The organism is Faecalibacterium sp. i21-0019-B1 (assembly GCF_042852915.1).
Classification (GTDB): Bacteria; Bacillota; Clostridia; order Oscillospirales; family Ruminococcaceae; genus Faecalibacterium; species Faecalibacterium taiwanense.
Window position 1 is genome coordinate 304364 of record NZ_AP031425.1, and the last position, 11811, is coordinate 316174.

The 11811-nt window shown below is 57.5% G+C and carries 12 protein-coding genes and 1 tRNA gene; 10 read left to right on the forward strand and 3 right to left on the reverse strand.

The window, feature by feature from the left end:
- The first annotated feature begins 25 nt into the window (after positions 1-25).
- On the forward strand, positions 26-358 hold the full coding sequence (locus ACGHP1_RS01450) for a helix-turn-helix domain-containing protein (protein ID WP_005943481.1): 333 nt from the start codon (positions 26-28) through the stop codon (positions 356-358).
- On the opposite strand, the gene ACGHP1_RS01455 is transcribed toward ACGHP1_RS01450, so the two are convergent.
- The 3 genes from ACGHP1_RS01455 to ACGHP1_RS01465 form a co-directional block, all read right to left on the reverse strand.
- Positions 303-1904, reverse strand: a complete 1602-nt coding sequence (locus ACGHP1_RS01455) for a recombinase family protein (RefSeq protein ID WP_390507344.1) — start codon at positions 1902-1904, stop codon at positions 303-305. The two genes, ACGHP1_RS01450 and ACGHP1_RS01455, sit on opposite strands and share 56 nt — an antisense overlap.
- 285 nt (positions 1905-2189) lie before the next feature.
- Positions 2190-2609 carry a nuclear transport factor 2 family protein gene (locus ACGHP1_RS01460; protein ID WP_003864537.1) on the reverse strand — a complete coding sequence of 140 codons (420 nt, stop codon included), beginning with the start codon at positions 2607-2609 and terminating at the stop codon, positions 2190-2192.
- Between the two features lie 437 nt (positions 2610-3046).
- Positions 3047-3122, reverse strand: a tRNA-Val gene (locus ACGHP1_RS01465).
- A gap of 232 nt (positions 3123-3354) precedes the next feature.
- On the opposite strand from ACGHP1_RS01465, the gene ruvC reads away from it, so the two are divergent.
- From ruvC to truA, 9 genes are all read left to right on the forward strand, one after another.
- Entirely contained in the window at positions 3355-3867 is a 513-nt protein-coding gene (ruvC, locus tag ACGHP1_RS01470; RefSeq protein ID WP_097781212.1) for a crossover junction endodeoxyribonuclease RuvC, read from the forward strand.
- Positions 3868-3974: 107 nt separating this feature from the next.
- Entirely contained in the window at positions 3975-4586 is a 612-nt protein-coding gene (ruvA, locus tag ACGHP1_RS01475; RefSeq protein WP_097781213.1) for a Holliday junction branch migration protein RuvA, read from the forward strand.
- 3 nt (positions 4587-4589) lie between these two features.
- Positions 4590-5645 (forward strand): Holliday junction branch migration DNA helicase RuvB, encoded by a 1056-nt coding sequence (ruvB, locus tag ACGHP1_RS01480; protein ID WP_005943473.1) that lies wholly within the window; start codon positions 4590-4592, stop codon positions 5643-5645.
- A 143-nt stretch (positions 5646-5788) separates the two neighbouring features.
- The gene (gene glmM, locus ACGHP1_RS01485) at positions 5789-7144 is read left to right on the forward strand and encodes a phosphoglucosamine mutase (RefSeq protein WP_097774245.1); all 1356 of its coding nucleotides are present in this window, start codon (positions 5789-5791) and stop codon (positions 7142-7144) included.
- 29 nt (positions 7145-7173) lie between these two features.
- Positions 7174-8049, forward strand: coding sequence for a class I SAM-dependent methyltransferase (locus tag ACGHP1_RS01490; RefSeq protein ID WP_390507348.1), 876 nt, complete (start codon positions 7174-7176; stop codon positions 8047-8049).
- 250 nt (positions 8050-8299) lie between these two features.
- Complete coding sequence (locus tag ACGHP1_RS01495) at positions 8300-9139, forward strand: energy-coupling factor transporter ATPase (RefSeq protein ID WP_337678663.1); 840 nt, start codon at positions 8300-8302, stop codon at positions 9137-9139.
- A 15-nt stretch (positions 9140-9154) separates the two neighbouring features.
- Positions 9155-10075 carry an energy-coupling factor transporter ATPase gene (locus ACGHP1_RS01500; RefSeq protein WP_005943466.1) on the forward strand — a complete coding sequence of 307 codons (921 nt, stop codon included), beginning with the start codon at positions 9155-9157 and terminating at the stop codon, positions 10073-10075.
- Positions 10069-10884 (forward strand): energy-coupling factor transporter transmembrane protein EcfT, encoded by an 816-nt coding sequence (locus ACGHP1_RS01505; RefSeq protein WP_371290107.1) that lies wholly within the window; start codon positions 10069-10071, stop codon positions 10882-10884. The genes ACGHP1_RS01500 and ACGHP1_RS01505 overlap by 7 nt, the downstream gene beginning before the upstream one ends.
- Before the next feature lie 172 nt (positions 10885-11056).
- Positions 11057-11803: a tRNA pseudouridine(38-40) synthase TruA gene (truA, locus tag ACGHP1_RS01510; RefSeq protein ID WP_005943462.1), complete on the forward strand. Its 747-nt coding sequence runs from the start codon at positions 11057-11059 to the stop codon at positions 11801-11803.
- Positions 11804-11811: the final 8 nt, after the last annotated feature.

Consider the following 11811-nt stretch of genomic DNA (forward strand, 5'->3'; position numbering starts at 1 on the left):
TATACTGTACACAGAGGTGACTGATATGCGTACAAAAGAAGAACTGCCGGAATGTCCGGTTGCAACAGCAGTATCCCTGATTGGCGGAAAATGGAAACTCTTGCTTCTGCGCAATCTGAAAGAGCGTCCATGGAGATTCAATGAGTTACAAAGAAGCATCGACGGGATCTCGCAGAAAGTTTTGACCGAGAGCTTAAGACAGATGATTGATGATGGACTTGCCTACCGCCGTGATTATCACGAGAATCCTCCCAAAGTAGAATATGGGTTGACCGATCTCGGAACGGAAATGTTACCAATTGTCAATGCACTTGCAGACTTTGGCAATTACTATAAATCAGTCGTTGATCGGTCATGATCGATATTATGAAGCAGGGTTTGTGGCTCCGCACGCCCCAACAAAAGCGCTTCGGAAACTCGCAAGAGTTGAAGAGTTTTGGTGGAGCATTGTCCACAGCACTCGAACCCAACACTTCCTCACGAGTGACCGTCTTGGCATCGTCCGTGAAGTTGAAGTTGAGCACGACCCGATCATCAAAGACGTAGACCGAGTTGACAAAGGTATCAATGATCTGCCGCTGGTGTTCCGTACTGCCCACGTCACCCTTGCGGAATTTTTCAAGCCAGAACCGAATCCACTCACGGGTCAAGACGGGCTTTTTCAGCTCTTCTTCCAGAATGCTGGTGTTCAGAGCTTCTTTCCGGGCTTCCAGCTCGTCCAAACGCTGCTTGGTGGTCGGGGTCAGGATGCCCTGTTCAATGGCTTCCAGAAGGTTTGCCAGCCGCTTCTCCGTGTCCCTGAGCTGGTCTTTCAGGACAGGCAGCCGGGTGTTCTCCTGCTGCTGGGCATCCATGACCAAATCTATCAGCCGTTCGATGATTTCATCGCTGAAAATCACCTTAATAGCAGTTTCCACCACGAACCGTTCAAGAGGCTCTTTGCGGATGGCTTTCAGGTCGCAGTGCGCCTTGCCGTGGCGTTTGGCGTTGCCGCACTTGTAGTAATAGTAGGTGTTTCCCATGTGGCTGGTGCCGCTTTCGCCGCCCATCAGGGTGCCGCACTTGCCGCAGAACAGCTTAGTGGTCAGCAGATAGCTCACATCCTCTTTTGCAGGCCGACCATGGGCGATCCTGTTTTGCTCGAAACGCTGCTGCACCCGGTCGAACAAGTCCTGATCAACAATAGCCGGAATGCCGCCCGGCGTCACAATGTCCTTGTAGCGGTATTCGCCGATGTAGCGGCGGTTGCGGAAGATCTGGAAGAAGCTGTTCTTTACGAACGGCTTCCCGGTGCGGGTACGCAGGCCGCGCTCGTTCAGGGATGCGGCAATCTTCTCAGCCGGTTCGCCGTCGGCGTACCGGCTGAAGATCTCCTGCACAATAGGAGCCGTTTCCGGGTCGATATGGTACAGCCTGTCCTCCTTGCCGATGGTGAAGCCCAGCGGCACCACACCGCCGTTGTACTTGCACTGGAGGGCATTTTCGCGCTCACCGCGCGCCACTTTCAGGGCGAGTTCGGCGGAATAGTATTCCGCCATGCCAATCAGCATACTCTCCACCATAATGCCTTCAGACCCCTGCGAGATGGGTTCCATGACAGACACCAGATGGACACCGTTCTTTTCCAGCTGGTACTTGTAGTTCACGGCATCGAATCGGTTCCGGGCAAAGCGGTCCAGCTTCCAGACCAGAACTACGTCGAAGATTTTCTTTGCGCTGTCCTTAATCATCCGCTGGAAGTCCGGGCGGTCATCCGTCTTGGCAGAGTAGGCACGGTCGATGTAGGTGCCGACCACGGTGATACCGTTCTTCTCGGCGTAGTCCTTGCAGTCGCGCAGCTGTCCTTCAATGGACGCTTCTCTCTGGCTGTCAGATGAATAGCGGGCGTAGATCACGGCGGTCATGGTTGCACCTCCTTGGCGTGTATTCGACTTGCCTTTATATTATCGGGTCAAGCGCAGCTTGTCAACAATCTGCGAGCAGATTGAAATGTGCAAATTGCGAAACGCAGTGAAAAAGCTGAGAGCAAGAATCGTCCCGTGGCCACAAATTTTCAATTCTTGAAAATTTCTTGTCCATCCGGGACTTCACTTCTTCAACTCATGTGAGTTTCCGAAGTGCTCTTGTTGGGGCGTGCCTGCCCCAAACCCTGCTGGAACGAGTACGGCAAACTGGAATTTATAGTCCTCTCAAAACCAATTTGCTTTTTCTTCTCGAAATACGGGAATATCACTATCTCGATATGGATTGTAATTATGAAGATTGCAACCAAACTCTTTTAATGATTTTATTTTGTTATCCTGTGTCCATACAATTAAAGATATTCCGTCAAATTCTTCAACATTTCCATTATTCATTTTGCTTTTAAAATACCACTCCACGATTGTTTGATTGCCTTGATGAAAAAATTGCTTAATCTCCCAGACAAGAACACTTCCGCGTGTATTCCATTCGTCAAACCAGTGCTTTACCGTTTTGCGGTTTTCATATTTAGGACTCCAACTCTCAGTATATACAACATCATCTGTAAAAATATTGTCAATTCCTAAATCTGCTTTCTTAATCCACATATCAAACCATAATCGGATAATTTTTTCTCTCTCGTTCATAAAGTACCTCCATAACTTCCGATTTACTGGGCTAAGCCGAGTATACCACACTCCACCATGAAAGAACAGCCCGATATAGTGAAATTTTGCCATTTTTCTGCGTACGTGCGTACACAATCCGCAGGGATTCTAAGGGGCTTGACCCCTTAGCACACGGACTTTGGAACAAAGTCTAGTGTGTTACACCTTGCCAGAGGTGTACAGGCTCCCGGTACGCACGTACGCAGCAATTGCCATCAATGCGCCATATAGATGGCGATCAAGTTCGCACAAAGCGAACTTGATTCCTCAAAGCAAAAGGCAGGATACCACCGTCATAGTGATACCCTGCCTTTGCTCGTTTAACGCTCTGTGTAGTCCTTCCGCAGAATTTCCGATAAACAAAAAACGTACCCGAACCCTTTCTCATAGAGAATTGGGTTCGAGTACGAACTGTTTGGTGGACGGTACAGGACTCGAACCTGTGACCTCCTGCACGTCAAGCAGATGCTCTACCAGCTGAGCTAACCGTCCATATTCTGTTTTGCCGAAATCAGCTTGATTATATTACCATACCTTCTGCCAAAAAGCAAGTGCTTTTTCAAAAATTGTAAAACTTTTTTAAAGGCAGGGGCGCTGACTGCCCTTTTTACGAGCCAGCGCACATTTGGCGGCGGCAGGCGAAAGGTTTTCTGTTGCTCACACTGTTTTGTTGTGATATAATAATAAAGTTATAATAGGAATAGTATCGGAAGGTATTTGCAGCATGAGAGTTTTGGGCATCGACCCCGGCTACGCCATCGTGGGCTGGGGCGTGGTGGATTACGCAGGCAACCGGTTTGCGCCGGTGGATTTCGGTGCGGTGTGCACCGACGCGGGCGTGCCGTTCGAGCGCCGTCTGGACGAGGTGTATGCAGGCATCAAAGAGGTGATCGAGCGCACCCGGCCCGAGGCGCTTGCCATCGAAAAGCTGTTCTACCAGCACAATCAGACCACGGTCATCGGCGTGGCAGAAGCCCGCGGCGTGATCCTGCTGGCGGCAGCGCAGGCAGGCCTGCCCATCTACGAGTACACCCCCATGCAGGTAAAGCAGGCTGTTACCGGTTACGGCAAGGCCGTGAAAAAGCAGGTGCAGGAGATGACCCGCGTGCTGCTGCATCTGCCCGCCGTGCCAAAGCCGGACGATACCGCCGATGCGCTGGCAATGGCGATCACCTTCTGCCACACCAACGGCAACCAGCTCAACCGCTTTGTCCGCCGTGTGGCCGGGCCGATCTGACCCTCTCACCGGTTCCGTCCGCCTGCAGCGGCGCGGCACCGGAGCTCTCCCGAAGGGCGAGCTGAACAGAGGAAAATTGGCCGACACAGAAACTGAGAGGGCTTTAAATGATCTACTGTCTGACAGGAAAAATCGTCAAAAAAAGCATGAATGCCGTGGTGCTCAGCTGCGGCGGTGTAGGCTACTATGCCCAGTGCCCGGCCAGCGTGGCCGGGGCCTTGCCCGGCGTGGGCAAGGAAGCCACCATTTATACCGTGATGAGCATCACCGAGAACGACGTGAGCCTTTACGGCTTTGCCACCGAGCAGCAGCAGGCCTGCTTTGAGATGTTGACCGCCGTGTCTGGCGTGGGGCCTAAGGTTGGCCTTGCCATCCTGAGTGTGATGGAGCCGGACCGCGTGGCACTGGCAATCTCGGCGGGGGACCACAAGGCGTTCAAGGCGGCTTCCGGCGTGGGGCCGAAGCTTGCACAGCGCATCGTGCTGGAGCTGAAGGATAAGGTCGCCAAGGGCTTTGTGGACGGCATCTCGCTGGAGGATGTGGCGGGTGCTTCCGCCGACACACAGGCTTCTCAGGGCAGCAGTCAGGCCATTGCGGCGCTGGTGTCGCTGGGGTACAGCCAGAGCGAGGCAGCGCTTGCCGTTTCCAAGATCGACGCGGCATTGCCCGTGGAAGAGATCATCAAACTGGCCTTGCGCAGCATGGCAGGCAGGAGGTAAAGAATGCAGGACGAAACTGCGCTGTACGGCGCAAAAATGATGCAGCCCGGCATGACGGCGGCGGACAGCGAGGAAAACAACCTCCGCCCGCAGCATCTGGAAGACTATATCGGGCAGGAAAAGGTCAAGCAGAACCTGAAAATTTACTTGGAAGCTGCCAAGCGGCGCGGCGAACCGATGGACCACATCCTGCTCTACGGCCCGCCGGGCCTTGGCAAGACCACACTGGCAGGCATCATTGCCAACGAAATGGGCGTACAGATCCGTATTACCAGCGGCCCGGCCATTGAAAAGCCCGGCGACCTTGCTGCCCTGCTCACCAATCTGCAGGAGGGCGATGTACTGTTCATCGACGAGATCCACCGCCTGTCCCGTCAGGTGGAAGAGGTGCTGTATCCGGCACTGGAAGACTATGCGCTGGATATCATGATCGGCAAAGGCCCCAGCGCCCAGAGCATCCGCATCAACCTGCCGCGGTTCACGCTGGTGGGTGCCACCACCCGTGCAGGCCAGATCACCGGCCCTCTGCGCGACCGCTTTGGCGTGCTGCTCAAGCTGGAGCTGTACAGCCCGGATGAACTGAGCAAGATCATCCAGCGCTCGGCAGGCATCCTCGATCAGCCCATCACGCCGGAAGGTGCTTACGAGCTGGCCAAGCGCAGCCGCGGCACGCCCCGCGTGGCAAACCGCTTTTTGAAGCGCATCCGCGACTTTGCCACCGTGCTGGGCGACGGCATCATTGACCGGGATGTGGCCCTGATGGGCCTCAAGCGGATGGACGTGGACGCACTGGGTCTGGACGAACTGGACCGCAGTATGCTGCGTGCGATCATTGAAATGTACAACGGCGGCCCGGTGGGTCTGGAAACGCTGGCGGCGGCCCTCGGCGAGGAATCCGTCACGCTGGAAGACCTGTGTGAGCCGTATCTGATGCAGATGGGCTTTCTGACCCGGACACCCCGGGGCCGCTGCGCAACGCGGCTGGCCTACGAACATCTGGGCCTGAAAGCGCCGGAGGCCGCTGCGCCCGAGGACAACGGGCAGCAGAGTTTGTTCTAAGATAAACGGGCTTGCCCTCTCAGTCTCACTTCGTTCGACAGCTCTCCCAAAGGGAGAGGTGGCATCGCGCAGCGATGACGGAGAGGGCGAGGATGCTTACAATATTAAAACTTGCTTCTTTCTATAGAAAGTGGGGTATTATTATGGGAAAATATTTTGGAACCGATGGTGTGCGCGGTGTTGCAGGCGCAGACCTGACCTGTGAGCTGGCAATGAAGATCGGCCGCGGCGCTGCTGCGGTGCTGACCGGCAGCACCGGCCACCGTCCGCGCATCCTGATCGGCAAGGACACCCGCCAGTCCGGCGATATGCTGGAAGCAGCCCTGACCGCCGGTCTGTGCAGCGTGGGTGCGGATGTGGAAAGTCTGGGCGTTCTGCCAACGCCCGCTGTGGCCTATCTGGTGGGCAAGTACAATGCCGATGCCGGCATCGTGATCTCTGCCTCCCACAATCCGATGGAGTTCAACGGCATCAAGATCTTTGCCGGTACCGGCTATAAGCTGCCGGACGAGGTGGAGAACGAGATCGAGGTCTACATTGACAACGACTGCGCGGGCATTGAGCTGAAGACCGGTGCCGAGGTGGGCCGTGTGTACCGCCGCGATGACGGCCTGCAGGACTATGTGGATCACCTGTACGAGTCCATCCACGGCGACCTGACCGGCCTGAACGTCTGCATCGACTGTGCAAACGGCGCATCCGCAGCAGTGGCACAGAAGCTGTTCCCCCGTCTGGGCGCAAAGTGCACCTTTATCGGCATTGAGCCTGACGGCCAGAACATCAACAAGGGCGTGGGCAGCACCCACCTCGACAATTTGGAAAAGGCTGTTGTAGAGGGCGGCTTCGACTGTGGCATTGCCTTTGACGGTGATGCCGACCGCTGCCTTGGCTGCGACGAAAAGGGTCACGAGATGGACGGCGACAAGATCATTGCCCTGCTGGCCATGACCATGAAGAAAAAAGGCCGTCTGGACGGCGACACCGCCGTGGTTACGGTCATGTCCAATCTGGGCTTCATCAAATATATGGAGAGTCAGGGCATCAACACCGAAAAGACCGCCGTGGGCGACCGCTACGTGCTGGAAAACATGCGCGAGAACGGCTTTGCCATCGGCGGCGAGCAGAGCGGCCATGTGATCCTGCTGCACCATGCCACCACCGGCGACGGTGAGCTGACCGCCGGCAAGCTGCTCAAGCTGCTGGCTGAGAGCGGCAAGAAGATGAGCGAGCTGAACTGCATCTACGCCCAGTATCCGCAGGTGCTGGTGAATGTGACCGCCAACGCCGCCCAGAAAAAAGCCTACAAAGAGGACGAAGTTCTGGCCGGTTTCATTGAGAACGAGCAGCAGAAGCTCATGGGCATGGGCCGCGTGCTGGTGCGGGTGTCCGGCACCGAGCCGAAGATCCGCGTGATGGTGGAGGGCCAGGATCTGGACGCCATCCACCGCTGCGCCGACCGCATCGTGGATAAGATCAACAAGCGCATTCTGGGCCAGTAAGAAACGGAGAAAAGAGAAGGGAGGACGCTATGCGCCCTGCAGATACCTGGAAAGACTATGAACTGCTGGATGCCACCGACGGCAACCGTCTGGAGCGCTGGGGTGAGACCATCCTCATCCGCCCGGACCCGCAGGTGGTGTGGAAAACACCCAAGCAGAGCCCGCTGTGGGCAAAGGCAGATGCTGTTTATCACCGCTCCAATCAGGGCGGCGGCGAGTGGGAGTACAAGCGCCGTCTGCCCGAAAAGTGGAAGATCAGCTGCGGCGAGGGCGAGGATAAGCTCACCCTCATCGTCAGCCCCACCGGCTTCAAGCACACCGGCGTGTTCCCGGAGCAGGCCGTCAACTGGGCATGGTACGCCAAAAAGATCCGTACCGCAGGCCGCCCGGTAAAGGTGCTGAACCTGTTCGGCTACACCGGCGGTGCCACGCTGGCCTGTGCGGCGGCAGGTGCCACCGTCTGCCATGTGGATGCCTCCAAGGGCATCGTGGCGTGGGGTAAGGACAATGCTGCGGCAAGCGGCCTTGCCGACCGGCCCATCCGCTGGCTGGTGGACGACTGTGCCAAGTTCGTTGCCCGCGAAAAACGCCGCGGCAACACCTACGACGGCATTATCATGGACCCGCCCAGCTACGGGCGCGGCCCCGGCGGTGAGATCTGGAAGCTGGAGGACTGCATCTACGACCTCATCAGCCAGTGCGAAGAGGTGCTGAGCGATACGCCGCTGTTTTTTGCAGTGAACAGCTACACCACCGGCCTGTCCCCGGCGGTCATGGAATATATGCTCAAGACCACGCTGGTGCCCCGCTTTGGCGGCGAGACCAGCTGCGACGAGATCGGCCTGCCGGTCTCTGCCACCGGCGGCGTGGTACCCTGCGGCGCAACCGCCATCTGGGAAGAATAAGGAAAGAACCCTCTCAGTCGCCTTGCGGCGACAGCTCCCCCGAAAGGGGGAGCTTTATAAGAGCTTACGGTAAGATGATTAAAAGCCCTCCCTGAGAGGAAAGACTTCCCCCGCTCCGGGGGAAGATGTCACCGCAGGTGACAAAAAGGGGAATCTGGCACGGCGTCAGCCGTGACTGAGAGGGTTATACGATTCAAGAATGGGGTACAGCCCCTTTCAGAGGGGCGCACCACCAGAAAGAGAAACACAAATGGAAGAGACGATTTTAACAGCACAAAATCTGAAATTCCGCTACGACAGCGACCAGCCGATTTACGCACTGGACGGTGTCTCAACGGAAGTAAAGCGCGGCGAATTCGTGGCCGTGCTGGGTGCCAACGGCTGCGGCAAGTCCACGCTGGCAAAGCACTTCAACGCTATCCTGCTGCCGGAGAGCGGCAAGGTCTACGTGGAGGGCATGGACACCGCAGACGATGACAAGATCTATGATATCCGCCAGACCGTGGGCATGGTGTTCCAGAACCCGGACAATCAGATCGTTGCCACCGTGGTGGAGGAAGACGTTGCCTTTGCACTGGAAAACCTCGGTGTGCCGCCCGAAGAGATGCGCCGCCGCGTGGACGACTCCATGAAGATGGCCGGCATCTATGAGTACCGCGAGCGCGCACCCCACAACCTTTCCGGCGGCCAGAAGCAGCGCGTTGCCATTGCAGGCGTTGTTGCCATGCGGCCGGACTGCCTGATATTAGACGAAGCCACCGCCATGCTGGACCCCCGGGGCCGTGAGCAGGTGATGCAGACCATCCACTACCTGAACAGGAATATGGGCATCACCGTGGTGTCCATCACCCACTACATGGAGGAAGCTGCGCAGGCAGACCGTGTGCTGGTGATGAGCAAGGGCCATGTGGTGATGGAGGGCACCCCCAAAGAGGTGTTCAGCCAGACCGAGAAGGTGCGCTCCCTGCATCTGGATGTGCCGCAGGCTGCAGAGCTGCGGGACGAGCTGGTGAAGGCCGGCATCCCGATGCCGGAGGGCATCATCGACACCGGCGAATGCGCACAGGCTCTGTACGAGCTTTTGCAGTAAGGGGGGCAGACGCAAATGGCAGATATCATCAAAGTAGAACATCTGAGCTACGTCTACAACCCCGGCATGCCCAATGCAGTGACGGCGCTGGACGACGTGAGCTTTACGGTGGAAGAGGGCGACTTTGTGGGCATCATCGGGGCCACCGGCTCCGGCAAGAGCACCCTCATCACCCACATGAACGGCCTGAACAAGCCTACCAGCGGCAAAATTTATATCGATGGCCGCGACCTGTGGGAAGATCCGGAGAAGATCCGGGACTTCCGCTTCCTCACCGGTCTGGTGTTCCAGTACCCGGAGTACCAGCTGTTCGAGGAGACCTGTTATAAAGATATCGCGTTCGGCCCCAAGAACATGGGTCTGGACGAAGCCGAGATCGACCGCCGCGTGCATGAAGCCGCCGATTTCGTGGGCCTTGACCCGGCCCTGCTGGAGCGCAGTCCCTTTGAGCTTTCCGGCGGCCAGAAGCGCCGGGTGGCCGTGGCGGGCGTTATGGCCATGAAGCCCCGCATTCTGGTGCTGGACGAGCCTGCTGCGGGCCTTGACCCGGAGGGACGGGACGACATCCTCAGCGAGGTGAAGGAGTACCACAAAAAGACCGGCACCACTGTGCTGCTGGTGTCCCACAGCATGGAGGACATTGCCAAGTACGCCAACCGCGTTCTGGTGATGAGCAACAAGAAAATTGCCATGTACGACACCGTGGAAAAAGTCTTTGCCCGCGCTCCGGAGCTGCTGGAGCTGGGGCTTTCCGTGCCGCAGGTGACGAAGATCTTCCTCAAGCTGCGGGAGATGGGTGTGGATGTGCCCGCTGATGTGTACACCATCCCCTATGCGGTCAAGATGATCCTGGAGGCCAAGCGCCGCCGGGAGGCAGGCGAGAGCCTTGTGCTCCCGCGGGAAGCAAAGAAGGAAGGAGGCGCTGCCGGATGCTGAGAGATATCACCATTGGCCAGCACTTCCCGGGCAACAGTCTGGTGCACCGGTTCGACCCGCGCCTGAAACTGGTGCTGACCATCGCCTATATCGTGCTGCTGTTTGCAGCTTCCAATCCGCTGGGCCTTGCCCTTTCCATCCTGTTTTTGGCAGTGATGTACAAGGTGGCAAAAATTCCCGGCAAAATGATCCTCAAGAGCTTAAAGCCCATCCTGCCCATCGTGATCTTCACAGCGGTGCTGAACCTGTTCTTTGTGTCAGGCGAGGGCGAACCGCTGGTGCACATCTGGTTTTTGACCATTTATGCCGAGGGTGTGCGCTATGCTGTGCTGATGGCAGTGCGCGTCATGGCGCTCATCGCGGGCACCAGCCTGCTCACCTACACCACCAGCCCCATCGTGCTCACGGATGCCATCGAGCAGCTGCTGAAGCCCTTGGGCAAACTGCACTTCCCGGTGCACGAGCTGGCGATGATGATGAGCATTGCCCTGCGCTTCATCCCCACCCTCATTGAGGAGACGGACAAAATTATGAACGCCCAGAAAGCCCGCGGTGCCCAGCTGGACACCGGCAAGATGACCGACCGGGTAAAAGCCTTGGTGCCGGTGCTCATCCCGCTGTTCATTTCGGCCTTCCGCCGCGCGGACGAGCTGGCCATGGCCATGGAATGCCGCTGCTACCGGGGCGGCGACGGCCGCACCCGCCTGAAGGTGCTGCGCTGCGAAAAGCAGGATTATATCGACCTGGCCGTGTGCATCGCCTGCTTTGCGGTGATCCTTGCCTCCCGGCTGGTGTTCCCGAATTTTTAAGGTGAACGACCTCGCCCTCTCAGTCACCTTCGGTGACAGCTCTCCCAAAGGGAGAGCCCTTGGCAAAACCAGAAAGCTTGCGTGGAATGCCAAGGCCTCCCACTCTGGGGGAGGTGGCATTGCGGAGCAATGACGGAGAGGGCAAGCCTGTATATCATTTGGAACAAACTTTATGAACTTTTTACTTACCCTTGCCTACGACGGCACCAATTACTGCGGCTTTCAGGTGCAGCCCAATGGCCGCAGCGTGGCCCAAACCTTTCAGGATGCGCTGCAGGCCGTGCTGGGCAGCCGCCCCGATATCAAGGGCTGCAGCCGCACCGATGCAGGGGTGCACGCGCTGGGCTTCAAGCTCAACTTCCACGCCGATACCCGCATCCCGGCGGCAAAGCTCCCGCTGGCGCTCAACCAGCATCTGCCGCCGGACATCCGGGTGCTGGACGCGCAGGTGGTGCCGGAGGACTTCCATGCCCGGTACGCGGCCCATACCAAAACCTATCTCTACCGCATCCACAACCACCCCATCGACTCGCCTTTTGACGCGGCTTATTACACCCGGGTGCCCCGGCATCTGGACGAAGCCAGAATGCAGGCGGCGGCGCAGCAGTTCGTGGGCAGGCACGATTTTCTGGCCCTGTGCGCGGCGGGCTCTTCCGCTGCAGCCCATGGCGATACCGTGCGCACCATCACGGACTGTCATGTTACCCGCGAGGGGGACGAGATCGACATTGAAGTGACCGCCGACGGCTACCTGTACAACATGGTGCGCATTCTGGCAGGCACTTTGTGCGAAGCGGGCGCAGGCCGGCTGGACCCGGCGGAAATTCCCGCCATTCTGGAAAGCCGTGACCGCAGCCGCGCCGGGCCGACCCTGCCCGCCAAGGGCCTATTTTTGAAGTGTGTGGAGTATGATCTGTAAGGAGAACC